Below are 16,636 nucleotides of genomic sequence, written 5' to 3'. Positions count from 1 at the left end.
TTAGCGTCAGGCGGAGCACGTGCTCCGCTTAGTTCGCACCCACACACCGGAGATCCCGCACATGACCTCGCCCGACGTCGCGCCGCTGTTCCGCCCCTTCGAACTGGGCGCGCTGACGCTGCCCAACCGCGTCGTGATGGCCCCCATGACCCGCCAGCACTCCCCCGGTGGCGTTCCCGGCGAGGACGTGGCCGGCTACTACGCGCGGCGCGCGGCCGGCGGCGTGGGCCTGATCATCACCGAGGGCACCTACGTCGACCACCCCAGCGCCGGCGAGAGCGCCGACGTGCCGCGCTTCCACGGCGAGGAGGCCCTCGCCGGGTGGGCGCGCGTCGCCGAGGCCGTGCACGCCGAGGGCGGCCGGATCATGCCGCAGCTGTGGCACGTCGGCCCCGCCCGCAAGCCGGGCGCGCCGCCCGTGCCGGACGCCCCCGTGCTGACGCCCTCCGGCCTGGCCCTCGACGGCACGCCGCTCGGCGAGGCCGGCCCCGTCCCGACCGAGCAGGACCTGGACGCGGTCGTCGAGGCGTTCGCCGACGCCGCGGCCTCGGCCCAGCGCCTCGGGTTCGACGGCGTCGAGCTGCACGGCGCGCACGGCTACCTCATCGACAGCTTCCTGTGGGCGGGCACGAACCGGCGCACCGACGCCTACGGCGGCGACGCCGTGGCCCGCACCCGCCTCGCGGCCGACGTCGTCACCGCCGTGCGCAAGGCCACCGGCCCGGACTTCCCCGTCGTCCTGCGCCTGTCGCAGTGGAAGCCCACGGACTACGACGCGCGCCTGGCCGCGACGCCGCAGGAGCTGGAGGCGATCCTGGCGCCGCTGGTGGACGCGGGCGTCGACGTCTTCCACGCCTCGACCCGCCGCTACTGGGTGCCCGAGTTCGAGGGCTCGACGCTCAACCTGGCCGGGTGGGTGAAGAAGATCACCGGGCGCCCCGTCATCTCGGTGGGCTCGGTCGGCCTGGACGGCGAGTTCCTGGACACCTTCGCGGGCAGGACGCCGTCGCCCACGGGCATCGACCAGCTGCTGGAGCGGCTCGGCGCGGAGGAGTTCGACCTGATCGCCGTCGGTCGCGCCCTGCTCTCCGACCCGGCGTGGGTCGAGAAGGTCCGCACCGGCCGTGTGGCGGACGTGACCCCGTTCAGCCGCGCGGACCTCGCCCGGCTCACCTGACAACTCGATTGCGGCCGACCCGGCCGGTCACCGACGATGGCCGCCCACACCGACGGACGGGGGAGAGCGGCGCATGGCGGAGCACACGTACCGGGTCATGGTGCGCGGCCGGTTCACCGACCTCGACGAGGCCGGCCGCGCCAGGCTGCTGGCGGCGGCCGACCGGCACGGCGTGCTGACCAACGGGTTCTCCGACGAGGGCGCGCTGGCCTACGACCGGTCGCTGGACTTCTTCAGCTTCCGCGTGCAGCTGCGCGCGGAGGTGGGGACGACCGACCGCGCGGTGTGCGACCGGGGCCTCGCCCTGGCCGCCCGCGCGGTCGAGGCGTACGGCGTGGACTTCCGCGACCTGCGCGCCTCGGCCACCGACGTGGACCTGATCAAGGTCCGCCGGCGGCGCTGACGGGCGGGGCACCGGACCTCCCGGGTGCCCGCCGCAGACGTGCCCGCCGCTCATGCCCGCCGCGGGCCCCGGCGGCGGGTGAGCACGGCGGTGGTCGCGCCCAGCAGCGCGCCGGCGACCACGTCGGTGGGCCAGTGGACGCGGGTGCGGACGCGCGAGTACGCCACCACCGCGGCCACCGGGGCGAGTGCCGCGCCGAGCGGGGGCGACTCCAGGGCCGCGGCGGTGGCGAAGGCCGCGGCCGACGCGGCGTGCGCCGAGGGGAACGCCGACGACGTGGGGTGCTCGTGCAGCGCGGTGCGGGCGGGCATGTCGCCGACCCGCGGGCGGTGGCGGGGGACCAACCGGCCGAGCAGGTGGGCGGCAGTGGTCGTGACGGCGACCGCGAGCACGCCCCGACCCGCCGCGCGCCGCGCCGCACCGGGCCGCAGCGCCAGGCCGGCGGCGATCACCAGCCACAGCACGCTCCCCCGCGCCACCGGGCCCGCCGCGAGCACCACCGGCGACGGACTGCCGAAGGGCAGGAGCACGTCGGTGTGCACGATGTCGGCCTCCGCGCGGGCGGCGCGGTCGACGAGCCGCGTGGGCCGTCCGGGCTGGTCGGTGGGCTTCACCGGCGTCACGCTACGTCGTCCGCGCCGCGTCCGGGGCAGGTCCGGGCGACAGGTTCTCGAACCCGGTGGCATGAGATCCCGCCGGGGTGGGTATTCGGTCGGTGCGGGAGCAGGGCCCGCGAGGGATGGGTGGTCGGCGCCCTGCCGGTGGTGCGGATCGTGGTCGGGGCCACGCTCGGGGGCACCACCGGCAGGGCGCCGACGTTTGCCCCTCCGACGAGGTCGCGCCGGTTCCAGGGGAGGACCACATGATCGAGCTCACCGCCGTCGACGTCCTGGTGGACGGGTTCGGGCGCGTCCGGGAATCGGTCGAACGCGTGCTGGACGGCCTCGACCGCGACCGGTTGGCGCACCGGGTCGACGGCTCGGCCAACTCGATCGCGTGGCTGGTCTGGCACCTCACCCGCGTCCAGGACGACCACGTCGCCGAGGTCGCCGGTGCGGAGCAGGTCTGGACCGCGGGCGGCTGGGCCGGGCGCTTCGACCTGCCGCTGCCGCCCGAGGACACCGGCTACGGGCACAGCGGTGACCAGGTCGCCCTCGTCGTCGCGCCCGCCGACCTGCTGCTGGGCTACCACCGGGCGGTGCACGAGGCCACCACGACCTACCTGCGCGGGGTGACCTCCGCGGAGCTGGGCAAGGTCGTGGACGACTCGTGGGACCCGCCCGTGACCCTGGCGGTGCGGCTGGTCAGCGTGGTCGAGGACGACCTCCAGCACGTCGGCCAGGCCGCGTTCGCGCGCGGCCTGCTGCCCTCCTGACCCCTCCCGCCCCTGCCCGCCTCCTCCTGTTCCGCCCTCGTGCACCGGGACGCGCTCCGGCCGATCGGTCCTGGTGCCGCCTCACCACCTCGGGGTAGACCTGGTGGGTCGATCACCGTTGATCGGGACGAGGGAGGGCACGTGGTGGAAGGCGGAATCGGGCGTCGGACCCTGTTGCGCGGTGCCGGGGCGGTGGCGGGGGTGGCCGCAGCGGCCCCCGGGCTGCTCGGCACGGCCGGCGCGACCGCGGCGACCGGGGCGACGGGTGGTGACCCGGGCACGACACCGTTCGACCTGCACTTCGCCGTGACCCACAAGTACCGGCCGTTCGACCTGATCGCCCCGCGCTTCGTGCAGTACGACAGCGCCCTCTCCCCCGCCCCGCCCGCGGCGGCCGACACGCTGGTCACGACCGGTGCGCGACCCCGCGCCCCGTTCGGCTCGGTGCTGGTGGAGGTGCTGGGCACCGACCCGGGCGGCGTGGTGGTCGCCGGGCTGGCGGGCGGCGGCACGTCGGTGCTGGGCACGGTCGACCCGGCCGCCGGGCGGGCGACGATCGAGGTCACCGCGGGCGGCGCGACCAGGGTGGTCAAGACCGGCGAGGTGCGCGTGACCGGGCCGTTCCGGCTGGCCGTGGTGGTCAACGAGAACGCGGTCACCGTGCTGGTCGACCCCACCGGCACGGGCACGGCGTGGCAGCCGGTGCTGACCGAGCGGGACCGCGTGCGCGCCCTGGTCGACCTGCGCGTCCCCGAAGTCCTGGGTCGGCTGGAGTACGCCTACGGCGGTCGCGGACCGGTGCGCCTGGGCCGGGTGCGGGCGGGCTACTTCGGGCAGGCCGGCGTGCGCGACCCGCACGTGGTGCAGCACGCGGACGGCAGGCCGTTCGTGCGCGACGGCAAGCTGTACCTGACGATGACCAACGCCGGGCTGGGGTTCTTCCAGCAGGCGCACTGGGCGGTGTGGGCGCTCGACCTGGCCGACCCGACGCGCCTGGAGCAGGTGGCGGTGCTGTTCTTCGCCCGCGACGGCGTGGTGCTGGGCGACCACGCGGGCCAGGTCGTCTACGACGACCGGACCGGCCGGTTCATCGTGCTCATGAGTTCGTGGGGCGACTTCGACTTCAAGGGCGTGCACGTCCGGCACGCCACGACGCGGGCCGACGTGCTGTCCGGCGTGCACGTCATCCCCACCGAACGCCTGCCGCTGCCGACGACCGTCAGCTCGTGGGACCCGGCGCTGACCCGCGTGGACGGCCGCTGGCGGCTGGCGTTCGTGGAGAGCGAGGCCCAGCAGCCCGCGTTCGTCTTCCACCCGGCCCTGGCCGCCGGTCCGCGCGGCGCGGACTACGCCGAGTCGCTGGCGCGGGTGGGCGCGGACCTCACCGTCGACCAGACCGAGGGCACGATCATCCAGCGCGTCGGCACGCAGTGGTACGTGTTCGCCAGCGACGGCGACGCCCGCACCTACCCCGTCTACGACCTGTCGATGCGCAAGCTGGGCACGCTCGACGCCCCGTACGGCACCAACATCCCGCACCCGGTGCTGCTGCCCGTGGGCCGCGAGTGGTGGCTGATCACGTTCGACGGCACCCAGTACGCCGAACCGGTGCTGGGCTACGGCGGGCACGGCGACCTGGTCCTGATGCGCGCCCGCACCGACTGACGCCGACGCCCCCCGGCGTCCGCCCACGCCGCGTCCGCCTCACCGCCGCGACCGCATCCCGGTCGCGGCGGTGAGGCGGACGCGAACACGACAGTGGGACGCGCGGACCGGCGGCGACCACCCTCGGTACGACTCGGGTCGGTGCCACCTACTCCGTGCAGGTGCACGTGCATCTGCACGATGGCCGGCGGGTGCATATGGCACTACCCTGCCAGGATGTCGTTCCCGTCCTCGTTATCGCCCGGCCCGGTCGCCGTGTTGCGCGCCGCCGTCGACGACGCCCTCTCCGCCCTCACCACGGCCCCGGCGGACGGCCTCCGCCTCGAAGCGGTGCTCGCCGACTTCGCGGCCACCGTCGCCGACGCCGCGCCCGCCGCCCCCGCGCCGGCCGAACCCGACCCGACCGGCGCGCTGGCCGAGGCGCACCGCATGCTCGCCATCGGCCTCGGGCGCGCCGCCGACGGCGACGTGGCCGCGACCCGCAGGTCCCTGGTCGCCGCGTCCGCCGTGCTCAGCCGGGCGGGCGACGCGTCCGCCGCCTGACCCGCCCCGTCCTGCCACCCCCCGTCCCGCCGCACGCACCCCGCCGCCCACACCCCGCCGCACGCCCGCCGGGACGCCGCCTGATCGGCCGAACGCCCGGTTGTTCGCAAAACGGGTCGCCACGACGGCCGACCGCGGTCATCCTGGGGGGCGGCGCCGGGAGGCGAGGCCGTGCAGGAGGGGCAGGTAGATGTCGTCCACCAGTTCCGCGATCGTCTCGTCGGAGATGGGGGCGCCGCAGGTCATGGACTCGCTGCGGACCAGGTCGAGGGGGACGCGGACCGCCCGGGGCGGCAGCTCGACCTCGGGCAGCTCACCCCTGCCCACGGCCCGCGCGACGATCTTCTCCACCGCCCCCGAGAGGGGCGACTTCGTGGTCAGGCGGTCGCGCAGGACGTCGGCCACCTCCGGGTGGCGGAACGCCTCGCCCATCACGCCCGCGATCATCTCGTTCGTCATCGAGTCCGCCCGGCGGGCGATCATGGTGAACAGCCCGACCAGGTCGCCCCGCAGGTCCCCCGTCTCGGAGACGGTGGGCGACACCGGGACCCGACTGCCCCACGCCGCCAGCACCAGCGCGGCCCGGCTCGGCCAGCGGCGGTAGATGACGGGTTTGCTCGTGCCCGCCCGCGCCGCCACGGCCTCCATCGTCAGTCGGGCGTAGCCGACCTCGGTCAGCTCGGCCCACGCCGCGTCCAGGACGGCGGCCTCCAGCTCGGCTCCGCGACGGCGCGACCTCGGTTCGGGCACCCTGCTCCTTAGATACTTTGCGTTTCTTATCCGACAGGTCTACCGTGCAATCTTAAGACACGATCCGTTTCCTATGGGGGAAGTCCTTGCTCAGCCGCCTGCTCCGCACGCACCTGCGGCCGTACCGGCGAGAACTCTCGATAGTGCTGGCGCTCCAACTCGTCGGCACCGTCGCCTCGCTGTACCTGCCCAGCCTCAACGCCGACATCATCGACTTCGGCATCGCCACCGGCGACACCGACTACATCCTGTCCACCGGTGGGTGGATGCTCGTGGTCAGCCTCGTCCAGATCGCCTGCTCCATCGGGGCCGTCTACTACAGCGCCCGGGTCGCCATGAGCTTCGGCCGCGACGTCCGGGCCGCCGTGTTCCACCGCGTCGGCGCGTTCTCCGCCCGCGAGGTCGCCGCGTTCGGGCCGTCCTCGCTGATCACCCGCACCACCAACGACGTGCAGCAGGTGCAGCTCCTGGTGGTGATGGTGTGCACCATCCTGGTCGCCGCGCCGATCATGTGCGTGGCGGGCATCGTGATGGCGCTGCGCGAGGACGTCGGCCTGTCCTGGCTGCTGCTCGTGTGCGTGCCCGCGCTGGCCGTCTCGATCGGGCTGATCGTGGTGCGGATGGTGCCGCAGTTCCGCCTGATGCAGGAGCGGATCGACGCCGTCAACCGGGTGCTGCGCGAGCAGCTGTCCGGCATCCGCGTGGTGCGCGCGTTCGTCCGCGAGCCCCACGAGAGCGAGCGGTTCTCCGGCGTCAACCACGCGCTCACCGACACCGCGCTGCGGGTCGGCCGGTTGCAGGCGCTGATCTTCCCCGTCGTGATGCTGATCCTGAACGCGTCGAGCGTGGCCGTGCTGTGGTTCGGCGCGTACCGGGTCGACGCGGGGCAGATGCAGGTCGGCGCGCTGACCGCGTTCATCAGCTACCTGGTGCAGATCCTGATGGCGGTCATGATGGCGACGTTCATCTCGATGATGATCCCGCGCGCCGCGGTGAGCGCCGAGCGGATCAACGAGGTGCTCGACACCGACTCGTCCGTGGTGCCGCCGGCGAACCCCGTCGTGGAGCTGCCCCGGCGGGCCCGGGTGGAGTTCGCCGGCGCGGAGTTCCGCTACCCCGGCGCGGCGGACCCGGTGCTGCGCGACGTCTCGTTCACCGCCGAGGCGGGCCGGACGACGGCCGTCATCGGCAGCACGGGAGCGGGCAAGACCACGCTGCTCAGCCTCATCCCCCGGCTGATCGACGTCACCTCCGGCGCGGTGCTGGTCGACGGCGCGGACGTGCGCGAGGTCGACGCCGACGTGCTGTGCTCCCGCATCGGCCTGGTGCCGCAGCGGCCCTACCTGTTCACCGGCACGGTCGCGAGCAACCTGCGCTACGGCAACCCCGACGCCACCGACGAGGAGCTGTGGGCGGCGCTGGAGGTCGCGCAGGCCCGCGACTTCGTGGAGGCCATGCCCGAGGGGCTGGACGCGCCGATCGCCCAGGGCGGCACGAACGTGTCCGGCGGGCAGCGGCAGCGGCTGTCGATCGCGCGGGCGCTGGTCCGCGCCCCCGGCATCTACCTGTTCGACGACGCGTTCTCCGCGCTGGACCTGGCCACCGACGCCAGGCTGCGCGCGGCGCTGCGCCCGCACACGCGCGACGCGGTGGTGATCGTCGTCGCCCAGCGCGTGTCGACGATCATCGACGCGGACCTGATCGTCGTGCTCGACAACGGTTCCGTGGTCGGCACCGGCACCCACCACGAACTGTTGGCGACGTGCCCCACCTACGTGGAGATCGTCGAGTCCCAGCTGACCCCGGAGCAGGCCGCATGAGCACCACGACGAACCGGGCCCCCGCGCGGATGGGCGCGGGCTTCGGCGGCATGGGCATGCCGATGGGCAAGGCCGAGGACTTCACGCCGTCGGCGAAGCGCCTCGTGGGCCGGCTGCGCCCGGAGCGCAACGCGATCGCGGCCGTCGTCGCGCTGGGCGTCACCAGCGTGGCGTTCGCGGTGGCCGGGCCGAAGATCCTGGGCCACGCCACCGACATCATCTTCGAGGGCGTCCTCGGGCGCATCCGCGGCGTGCCGGGCGCCGGCGTCGACTTCACCGCGCTCGCCGCGGTGCTGGGGTGGGTGCTGGCGCTGTACCTGGCCTCGTCGCTGTTCGCCTGGGCGCAGGGCCTCATCCTCAACAACGCGGTGCAGCGGGTGGTCCTGCGGCTGCGCTCCGACGTGGAGGCGAAGCTGCACCGGCTGCCGCTGCGCTACTTCGACGGGCAGCCGCGCGGCGAGACGCTGTCGCGCGTCACCAACGACATCGACAACGTCTCGACCACGTTGCAGCAGACGCTGAGCCAACTGCTGACGTCGCTGCTGACCGTGGTGGGCGTGCTGATCATGATGATCACCATCTCGCCGCTGCTGGCGCTGATCGCGCTGCTGCTGATCCCGGTGTCGGTGGTCGTCACCGGCCGCATCCGCAAGGTCTCGCAGGCGCAGTTCGTGGCGCAGTGGAAGCACACCGGCGCGTTGAACGCGCACATCGAGGAGGCGTTCACCGGCCACCAGCTGGTGAAGGTGTTCGGCAGGCAGCGGGAGTCCGAGGAGGAGTTCCGGCGGCGCAACGACGAGCTGGTGGGCTCGGCGACGAGCGCGCAGTTCATGTCCGGCCTGATCATGCCGGTGATGATGTTCCTGTCGAACATCAGCTACGTCGTCGTCGCGGTGGTCGGCGGGCTGCGGATCACGTCCGGCGCGATGACGCTGGGCGAGGTGCAGGCGTTCATCCAGTACTCCCGGCAGTTCACCCAGCCGCTGACCCAGGTGGCGTCGATGGCGAACCTGATGCAGTCGGGCGTGGCGTCGGCCGAGCGGGTCTTCGAGGTGCTCGACGCGGAGGAGCAGACGCCGGACCCGGTCGACGCGCCGGTGCCCGGGGCGAGCCGCGGCCGGGTGGAGTTCGAGCACGTCGGCTTCTCCTACCGGCCGGACCAGCCGCTGATCGAGGACCTGTCGCTGGTGGCCGAACCGGGCCAGACGGTGGCGATCGTGGGCCCGACCGGCGCGGGCAAGACCACGCTGGTCAACCTCGTGCTGCGGTTCTACGAGCTGGACTCGGGCCGGATCACGCTGGACGGCACGGACATCACCGACCTGCGCCGCTCGGACCTGCGGTCGCGGATCGGCATGGTGCTCCAGGACACCTGGCTGTTCGGCGGCACGATCCGGGACAACATCGCCTACGGCCGCCCGGACGCCTCGGAGGAGGAGGTCCTGGCCGCCGCGCGCGCCACCTACGTGGACCGGTTCGTGCGGACGCTGCCCGACGGGTACGACACGGTGATCGACGAGGAGGGCACGAACGTCAGCGCGGGCGAGAAGCAGCTGCTGACGATCGCGCGCGCCTTCCTGGCCGACCCGTCGCTGCTGATCCTGGACGAGGCGACCTCGTCGGTGGACACCCGCACCGAGTCGCTGGTGCAGCACGCGATGGCGGCGCTGCGGTCGTCGCGGACGAGCTTCGTCATCGCGCACCGGCTGTCCACGATCCGCGACGCCGACCTGATCCTGGTGATGGAGTCGGGCCGCATCGTGGAGCAGGGCACGCACGACGAGCTGCTGGCCGCGGACGGCGCGTACCACCGGCTGTACTCGGCCCAGTTCGCCGCGGCGGGCTGACCGCCGCCGGGCACGGGGGTCCAAGGCCCCCGTGCCCGGCGGTCGCCGCCTCAGCGGGGCGTCAGGTCAACGGAACGCCACCTCAGCGGGTCGTCACCGGGATCGTGACCTCGACCGGGACGTCGCGGCGCGGTCCGGTGTTGGCCACGTCGCGGTAGCCGCCGTCGGCCGTCCGGCGCTGGTAGGAGACGGTGAGCCGGGCCGGGCGGTGGACGGTGGCGGTGACCCGGTCGCCCCGCACGACGACCGTGCCCGCGTCGGCGGGCCGCAGCTCGGCGCGCAGCCGGTTCCGGGGGTCGGCCAGGTCGAACCCGGCCCCGAGGGCGCTCGTCACGCGGACGGTCGTGGTGGCGGAGCCGTCCGGCCCCGCGCGCAGCACCCGGTCGCCGGCCCGGATGCCCAGCGGCCCGACCCCGGACGGCAGCGGTTCGTCCCCGGCGGGGGCGTCGATGTCCAGGACGCCGCCGCCGAGGCTCAGGCGCGAGGTGTAGAGCGCCCGGGCGGCGGTGGTGGAGGGCCGCCCGTGGTGGACGTAGTGCAGCCGCGAGCCGTCCGGCGAGCCGATGACGCTGCCGTGCCCGGTCGAGTACAGCCCTCGCGCGGGGTCCTGGGCCAGCACCGGGTTCGCCGGGCTCTTGCGCCAGGGACCGAGCGGGCCGTCGGCCGTCGCGTAGCCGACGCCGTAGAACTCGTTCTCGTAGTTGTTCGCCGAGTAGGTCAGGTAGTAGCGGGGTCCGCCCCGCTCGTCGACGGTCCTGATCGTGGTCGAGCCCTCCGCCCACCGGCGGTCCTTCTTCGCGCCGCCCGACCTCGCGTGGTCGTGGACGTGCGCGTTCTCCCACTCCTGCTCGTCGGAGCCGTAGTCCAGGACCGGCACGTAGCCGTCCTTGCGGACGCCGGGCGGGTCGTGCGGGGCGCGGTTGGCGTCGCGGTACGCGGGCGCGATCGTCGGCGCGGTGCGGCCGGTGGGGTCGTGCCACCAGTCGTCGGTCAGCTCGACGGCGTAGACGTTCGACTCCTCGACGTACTTGCCGAGGTCCTCGTCCCACACCCAGTTCCGGTAGGCGTTGCGGGAGAAGTACAGGTAGACCCGGCCGTCGGCGTCGAAGAAGACGTTCGGGTCGATGGCGGGGATGTAGGTGCCGAGCGGGGCGGTCCGCCCCTCCTCCAGGGTGGCGGGCGGCTTCTTCTGCTCGGCGTCCATGATCAGGTTCACGTCGTGGTACGCGGGGTCGTACGGGTGGTAGTCCAGCGGCTCCTCGGTGATGTCGCGGAACGGCCCGGCCGGCGAGCGCGACACGGCGACGCCGATCTTGCACGGCTCCTCGAAGTCCGCGTACCGGAAGTGCTCGGCCACGCCGCGGTTCATCCGGGCCGCGTAGAACAGGAAGTACAGGCCGGTCACCGGGTTGTGGTAGACCTCGGGCGCCCAGAACCAGTCGTGCGCCCAGTCGCCGTCCCGCCCGGCGAGCAGCGCGCCGCCGGGCAGCCGCTCCCAGGTGGCGAGGTCGGGCGAGCGGTGCACGGCGAAGTGGTGACCGGGGTCGGCGCCCTCCGTGGAGTAGGCGTAGTAGTAGCCGCTGGGGCGGTCGAACAGCACGAACGGGTCGGCGCCGGGGGTGGCGGCGTCGTTGTGGTAGGTCGCGTCGGTGCCGCGGGCGGGGTGGGCCGAGACCGGCGCGGCCACGAAGGACAGGGCCGCCGTCGCGGCGACGAGCAGGGCTGTGCGTCGCATGTCCCCATCCTGCCGCCGGACGACTCCGGGCGGGTTGTTTGGCGGGGCGGCGAACGGGCACCCGGCACACCATGCCTCGACGAGTATTCCCCCTCATGGACGAATCGGCCCTGGTCCTGACCCGGGGCTACGCCTGGTTGCCCGGTGCGCGCCGGGCCGCCCCGGACGGCATCGCGGAGGCCCGCGTGCTCGGGCAGCACGCGGTGGGCCTGTGCGGGCCGGACGCGGCGCGGTTCTTCTACGACGAGGACCACGTCAGGCGGGAGACCGCGATCCCGGGTCCGGTGCAGAGCACGCTGTTCGGCCACGACGCCGTGCACACCCTCGACGGCGGGGCGCACCGGCGGCGCAAGGCGTTCTTCCTGTCGGTCCTGCCGCACGACCACGCGTCCGACCTGGTGGGGTCGGTGACGTCCGCGTGGGAGCAGGAGGCGGCGTCCTGGGCGCCGGGGCGCGACGTGGTGCTGTTCGACGCGGCCGCGCGCGTGCTCACCAGGGGCGTGTGCCGCTGGGCGGGCGTACCGCTGGCCGACGACGAGGTGGACGGCGTGGCCCGCGACCTGACCGCGATGGTCGACGGTTTCGCCACCCCCGGTCCCCGGCACTGGCGGGCGCGCCGGGCCCGCGACCGCCGCGAGGCGTGGGCGGCCGGCCTGGTGCGGGACGCCCGCGACGGCAGCCGGCCCGCCCGGCCGGGGTCGGCCCTGGACCAGGTCGCCCGGCACCGCGACGAGCACGGCGAACCGCTGCCGCCGCGGGTGGCCGCGGTGGAGCTGCTCAACGTGGTGCGGCCCGCGGTCGCGGTGTGCTGGTTCGTCATGTTCACCGGGCACGCCCTGCACCGGTGGCCCGAGCACCGCGAGCGGCTGCGCGCCGGCGACCCGGACTTCACCCGCGCGTTCGCCCACGAGGTGCGCCGCTTCTACCCCTTCGCGCCCTTCCTGGGCGGGCGCGCGGTGGACGACCTGACCTGGCGGGACCACCGCATCCCGAAGGGGTCGCTGGTGCTGCTCGACGTCTACGGCCAGAACCACGACGCCGACCTGTGGGGCGACCCCTACACCTTCCGGCCGCAGCGGTTCCTCGACCGCTCCCCCGGCCCGTTCGACCTCGTCCCGCAGGGCGGCGGCGACCCCGCGACCGGCCACCGCTGCCCCGGCGAACCCGCGTCGGTCGGCCTGCTCGGCGCGCTGGCCGGGTGCCTGGCCCGGCTCGACCACGAGGTGCCCGGTCAGGACCTGACCATCTCGCTGCGGCGGGTGCCGGCGAAGGTCCGCAGCGGGTTCGTCATCACGCCGGTGTGACGGGACCGCCCCCGCGCGAAGGGCCACCACCCGGAGGTGGTGGCCCTTCGCGCGAACCGTGCGGTTCAGGTGGCGGTGCGGCTCAGCGGCGGGCGCGGGCCGGCAGCGAACGGCGGCCCAGCGTGAAGCCCAGGGCGAGCATGCCGAGGGCCAGGAACAGGTGCAGCCAGTTGTCGGCGGCGTTGACCGGCACGAAGTTGGCCGCGCTGTCGTGCCCGATCAGCAGGCCGTAGAGCCAGAGCAGGGCGTACACGACGCCGCCGATGACCAGGTACTGGTACGCCCCGCGCACCGTGCGGGCGAGGGCGAGGCCGGCGACGCCGAAGGCGACGTGGACGAGGTTGTGCAGGATGGAGACCTGGAACACGCCCAGCAGCATGGCCTCCGAGTGGTGGCTCGCGAACTGGAGCGTGTCGTAGCCGGTGGTCAGTCCGGGGATGAACCCGGCGATCCCGACCAGCAGGAACACCACCCCGACGAGCAGCGCGACCGTCTGCACCGGGGTGCGCGTCGTTGGTTCGGTCCGGGACATGTCGTCCTCCACTGGATCCTGGTGCGGAACTACCTGCTCCGCCGGGCATACCCGGACAGCGGAGAACGAACCGTCACCCGGCCGTGCGGGCGGTCCGCCACCACCCGAGACGCCCCCGCTACGGCATGTGCAGCAACACCGCGGTTACCTGTATGGCACGTCGCCGCCGATCAGTAGCGTCGATCCCGTTGGGGGGCTCCGGCACTTCCGGTCCACCGCCACCGCGGGTCTGCGGCGCCTCCCGACCGCGCGATCCACAGCGCACCACCGGATTCGGGAGGTAACCCGTGTTCAGACCACGAAAGCGCGGTAGGGCCCTGGGAGTCGTCCTGGCGGTCGGGCTCGTCGCCGCGGGGCACGCGCCCGCGGGGGTGGCCGAGCCCGTCCGGGCGGTCCCGGAGCAGTCGGGTGTCCCGCCGCGGACCGTCACCCTGGTCACCGGCGACCAGGTCGTGGTGACCGGCGCGGCGGTCGGGGCGTTCCGGCCCGGCCCCGGCCGCGAGGCGATGACCTTCCACTCCTCGTACCGGGACGGGCGGCTGCACGTCGTCCCCGAGGACGCGGTGAGGGGCATCGCGGCGGGCCGGCTCGACCCGCGGTTGTTCGACGTCACCGGGTTGGTCGAGGCCGGCTACGACGACGCCCGCACCGACCACGTGCCGCTCGTCGTCACCGGCACGCCCACCGGCCTGCGGTCCGCCCGGGTGCTGCCCGGCGCGGTGGCCACCCGGACGCCCAAGGCCGACGCCGGCAGCGCGTTCCGCGACCTGCTCGCCGACCCCGGCGTGACCAAGGTGTGGCTCGACGGCCTGCTCCGGCCCACGCTCGACCGCTCCACCGCGCAGATCGGCGCGCCCGCCGCCTGGCGGGCCGGCCTGACCGGCAGGGGCGTGGAGGTCGCCGTGCTCGACGGCGGCGTGGACGGCGACCACCCGGACCTGGCGGGCCGGGAGGTCGCCGAGCGCAACTTCACCGACGAACCCGACGCCACCGACCGCGACGGCCACGGCACGCACGTCGCCGCCACCATCGCCAGCGGTGACCGCGGGTACCGGGGCGTCGCGCCCGGCGCGCGCATCCTCGACGGCAAGGTGTGCTCGAACGGCGGTTGCCCCGAGTCCTGGGTCATGGCCGGGATGCAGTGGGCCGTCGACGAGGGCGCCGACATCGTCAACCTGAGCCTCGGCGGCTACGACTCCCCCGGCGTGGACCCGCTGGAGGAGGCGGTCAACCGGCTGTCGGCGGAGACCGGCGCGCTGTTCGTCGTCGCGGCGGGCAACGGCGGGCGGTCGCGGTCGATCGACTCGCCGGGCAGCGCCGACGCCGCGCTCACCGTCGGCGCGGTCCGGCACGACGACGACCTGGCCCACTTCTCCAGCCGCGGTCCCCGCAACGGCGACGGCGCGGTCAAGCCGGACATCACCGCGCCGGGGCTGAACATCGTCGCGGCCAGGGCCGCCGACGCCGTCATCGGCACCCCCGTCGGCCGGCGGCACCTGGCCCTGTCCGGCACCTCCATGGCGACGCCGCACGTCGCGGGCGCGGCGGCGCTGCTCGCCCAGCAGCACCCCGACTGGACCGGCGCGCGGCTCAAGGCCGTCCTGATGGCCTCCGCCACGCCGAACCCGGCGCTGGGCGTGTTCGAGCAGGGCGCGGGCCGGGTGGACGTGGCGCGCGCGCTCACCGCCACCGTGGGCGCCGAGCCGGTGAGCCTGGCGTTCGCCGAGCAGGCGTGGCCGCACCACGACGACACCCCGGTCACCAGGACCGTGACCTACCGCAACAGCGGGCCGCTGCCGGTCACCTTCGACCTGACCGCCGAGCTGCGCGGACCGGGCGGCCGACCCGCGCCCGCGGGCCTGCTCACCGCCGACCCGGCCCGCGTCACGGTGCCCGCCGGCGGCACGGCCGACGTGGCGGTCACCGCGGACACCAGGGTCGCCGGACCCGACGGCGTCTACTCCGGCGTCCTGGCCGGCGGGCCCACGCGCACCCCGGTCAGCCTCGCCCGCGAGGTCGAGAGCTACGACATCGCGGTCGAGCACCTCGACGCCGACGGCAAGGCCGCCCCCGACCACACCACCGCGCTGGTGGGCATGGACAACGACGTCTACACCAACCTGTACGGCGTCGACGGCACCGCCACCACGCGCGTGCCCAAGGGCGAGTACCTGGCGCGCTCGGTCGTGCGCACCGGAGACCGGGTCGCGGTGATCGCCCGGCCGACGCTGACCGTGGACGCCGCAAGCACCCGGTTCACCTTCGACGCCCGGGTGGCCGAACCGATCGAGGTCACCCCGCCCGAGGCCGGCACCACCGCGATGATCGGCGACGTCAACGTCTCCAGGCTGCTCAACGGCAGGCGCGTCGTGCTCAACACGGCGTTCCTCTCCGGCTTCACGAACATGTCGCTCGGCCACGACGGCCCGACGCTGCCCGCGGAGGAGCTGAACGTCTCGGTTGGCGCCCAGTTCCGGGGCGCGCCGGTGGACGGGACACCGGTGCACTACCGGTTCCGCTGGTTCGAGCGGGGCGCGGTGCCCACCGGGTTCACCCGTGCCCCGACGAGGGCGGAGCTGACCGAGGTGCGGACGGACTTCGCGCCCGGCCCGGCCGACCGCACGCACCTGCACAGCGGCAGCGCCAACCCGCCGGACGGCTCGGGCGGCTGGTCGGTGCTGCTGCCCGTGCCCGCGGGCGGCGCGGTGGTGGACCTCGTCACGGCCGACCGGATGACCTGGGACTGGTCGTACCTGCGGCAGTCCCCCGACTACCGGACCGAGGCCGACTACTCCGCGTTCGACCGCACCTACGAGGTGGGCGGCCAGCACGAGGAGCGCTTCCTGTTCCCGGTGCTGGGCCCCGGCCTGTCCGGCTACTCGGCCAACTACCTGAGCCTGCACGAGGACCGGTTGACGGCGCAGGTGCCGCTGGTGAACGACCGCGATGGCAACCTGGGCCGGTCGGCCAACCAGACGGCGCGCACCTCGCTGTACCGCGACGGTCGCCTGGTCGGACTGGTCCGCGACCAGTGGGGCGAGTTCAGCGTGGAAGCGGGGGAAGCCCGCTACCGGGTGGAGCACGACGTGGTCCGCGACCCCGCGGCCTACGAGCTGAGCACGCGCATCAGCGGCGCGTGGACGTTCCGGGCGGACGTCCTCCCCGACGGGCAGGGCCGCCGCCTGCCGATGTCGGTGGTGCGCTTCACCCCCGAGCTGGACGACGCGGGCGGCACCCCCGCCGGCCGCCTGCTGCGCGTGCCGCTGACCGTGGAGCAGCAGGAGGGCGCCGACAACGCCGAGGTGGACCGGGTCCGGGTCGACGTGTCGTTCGACGACGGCAAGACCTGGCGGCGGGTGCCCGTGGCCGGCGGCGCGGCCCTGGTGCGGCACCCGGACGCGGCCGGCTACGCCTCGCTGCGGGCCTCCGGCTCCGACCGCGACGGCAACACGTTCGAGCACACCGTGATCCGCGCGTACGGGATC

General features: G+C 74.3%; 13 protein-coding genes. 9 read left to right on the top strand and 4 right to left on the bottom strand.

The annotated features are described in order from the left end of the window. Positions 1–61 precede the first annotated feature (61 nt). Together ACR807_RS26815 and ACR807_RS26810 are read left to right on the top strand one after the other, a co-directional pair. Positions 62–1,177, top strand: a complete 1,116-nt coding sequence (locus tag ACR807_RS26815) for an NADH:flavin oxidoreductase (protein WP_438924191.1) — start codon at positions 62–64, stop codon at positions 1,175–1,177. Positions 1,178–1,250: 73 nt separating this feature from the next. Further along, positions 1,251–1,580 carry a DUF6204 family protein gene (locus tag ACR807_RS26810; RefSeq protein ID WP_438924190.1) on the top strand — a complete coding sequence of 110 codons (330 nt, stop codon included), beginning with the start codon at positions 1,251–1,253 and terminating at the stop codon, positions 1,578–1,580. Between the two features lie 50 nt (positions 1,581–1,630). On the opposite strand, the gene ACR807_RS26805 is transcribed toward ACR807_RS26810, so the two are convergent. Continuing rightward, positions 1,631–2,194: a phosphatase PAP2 family protein gene (locus tag ACR807_RS26805; protein WP_438924189.1), complete on the bottom strand. Its 564-nt coding sequence runs from the start codon at positions 2,192–2,194 to the stop codon at positions 1,631–1,633. A gap of 248 nt (positions 2,195–2,442) precedes the next feature. Here ACR807_RS26805 and ACR807_RS26800 point away from each other — a divergent pair, with 248 nt between their 5' ends. The 3 genes from ACR807_RS26800 (at position 2,443) to ACR807_RS26790 (ending at position 5,163) form a co-directional block, all read left to right on the top strand. Next, a complete protein-coding gene (locus ACR807_RS26800; protein WP_438924188.1) occupies positions 2,443–2,955 on the top strand; it encodes a mycothiol transferase in 513 nt (170 codons plus the stop codon). Between the two features lie 201 nt (positions 2,956–3,156). Next, complete coding sequence (locus tag ACR807_RS26795; RefSeq protein WP_438924187.1) at positions 3,157–4,620, top strand: hypothetical protein; 1,464 nt, start codon at positions 3,157–3,159, stop codon at positions 4,618–4,620. Positions 4,621–4,836: 216 nt separating this feature from the next. Then, positions 4,837–5,163, top strand: a complete 327-nt coding sequence (locus tag ACR807_RS26790; protein ID WP_438924186.1) for a hypothetical protein — start codon at positions 4,837–4,839, stop codon at positions 5,161–5,163. A 138-nt stretch (positions 5,164–5,301) separates the two neighbouring features. Here the strand turns inward: ACR807_RS26790 and ACR807_RS26785 are convergent, their stop codons facing one another. Beyond that, positions 5,302–5,913: a TetR/AcrR family transcriptional regulator gene (locus tag ACR807_RS26785; protein WP_438924185.1), complete on the bottom strand. Its 612-nt coding sequence runs from the start codon at positions 5,911–5,913 to the stop codon at positions 5,302–5,304. An 86-nt stretch (positions 5,914–5,999) separates the two neighbouring features. Between ACR807_RS26785 and ACR807_RS26780 the strand changes: the two genes are divergently transcribed. Together ACR807_RS26780 and ACR807_RS26775 are read left to right on the top strand one after the other, a co-directional pair. Beyond that, positions 6,000–7,733: an ABC transporter ATP-binding protein gene (locus tag ACR807_RS26780; RefSeq protein WP_438924184.1), complete on the top strand. Its 1,734-nt coding sequence runs from the start codon at positions 6,000–6,002 to the stop codon at positions 7,731–7,733. Next, the gene (locus tag ACR807_RS26775) at positions 7,730–9,580 is read left to right on the top strand and encodes an ABC transporter ATP-binding protein (RefSeq protein WP_438924183.1); all 1,851 of its coding nucleotides are present in this window, start codon (positions 7,730–7,732) and stop codon (positions 9,578–9,580) included. Before ACR807_RS26780 ends, ACR807_RS26775 begins: the two co-directional genes overlap by 4 nt. Before the next feature lie 82 nt (positions 9,581–9,662). On the opposite strand, the gene ACR807_RS26770 is transcribed toward ACR807_RS26775, so the two are convergent. After that, the gene (locus ACR807_RS26770) at positions 9,663–11,315 is read right to left on the bottom strand and encodes a glycoside hydrolase family 43 protein (RefSeq protein ID WP_438924182.1); all 1,653 of its coding nucleotides are present in this window, start codon (positions 11,313–11,315) and stop codon (positions 9,663–9,665) included. Positions 11,316–11,410: 95 nt separating this feature from the next. Here ACR807_RS26770 and ACR807_RS26765 point away from each other — a divergent pair, with 95 nt between their 5' ends. Beyond that, the gene (locus tag ACR807_RS26765) at positions 11,411–12,619 is read left to right on the top strand and encodes a cytochrome P450 (protein WP_438924181.1); all 1,209 of its coding nucleotides are present in this window, start codon (positions 11,411–11,413) and stop codon (positions 12,617–12,619) included. Between the two features lie 82 nt (positions 12,620–12,701). On the opposite strand, the gene ACR807_RS26760 is transcribed toward ACR807_RS26765, so the two are convergent. Next, positions 12,702–13,151 (bottom strand): DUF4383 domain-containing protein, encoded by a 450-nt coding sequence (locus ACR807_RS26760; protein ID WP_438924180.1) that lies wholly within the window; start codon positions 13,149–13,151, stop codon positions 12,702–12,704. A gap of 287 nt (positions 13,152–13,438) precedes the next feature. Here ACR807_RS26760 and ACR807_RS26755 point away from each other — a divergent pair. After that, positions 13,439–16,636 (top strand): S8 family serine peptidase (locus tag ACR807_RS26755; protein WP_438924179.1); only part of this gene is annotated, 3,198 nt, incomplete at its 3' end.

Source organism: Saccharothrix sabaoui (genome assembly GCF_051756985.1).
Taxonomy (GTDB): Bacteria; Actinomycetota; Actinomycetes; order Mycobacteriales; family Pseudonocardiaceae; genus Actinosynnema.
This window is presented reverse-complemented; position numbering and strand designations above follow the sequence as displayed.

Coding starts and splice junctions, on each gene's coding strand:
- ACR807_RS26765 (WP_438924181.1), top strand. CDS start 11,411: ATGGACGAATCGGCCCTGGTCCTGACCCGGGGCTACGCCTGGTTGCCC.
- ACR807_RS26770 (WP_438924182.1), bottom strand. CDS start 11,315: ATGCGACGCACAGCCCTGCTCGTCGCCGCGACGGCGGCCCTGTCCTTC.
- ACR807_RS26775 (WP_438924183.1), top strand. CDS start 7,730: ATGAGCACCACGACGAACCGGGCCCCCGCGCGGATGGGCGCGGGCTTC.
- ACR807_RS26815 (WP_438924191.1), top strand. CDS start 62: ATGACCTCGCCCGACGTCGCGCCGCTGTTCCGCCCCTTCGAACTGGGC.
- ACR807_RS26800 (WP_438924188.1), top strand. CDS start 2,443: ATGATCGAGCTCACCGCCGTCGACGTCCTGGTGGACGGGTTCGGGCGC.
- ACR807_RS26790 (WP_438924186.1), top strand. CDS start 4,837: ATGTCGTTCCCGTCCTCGTTATCGCCCGGCCCGGTCGCCGTGTTGCGC.
- ACR807_RS26760 (WP_438924180.1), bottom strand. CDS start 13,151: ATGTCCCGGACCGAACCAACGACGCGCACCCCGGTGCAGACGGTCGCG.
- ACR807_RS26810 (WP_438924190.1), top strand. CDS start 1,251: ATGGCGGAGCACACGTACCGGGTCATGGTGCGCGGCCGGTTCACCGAC.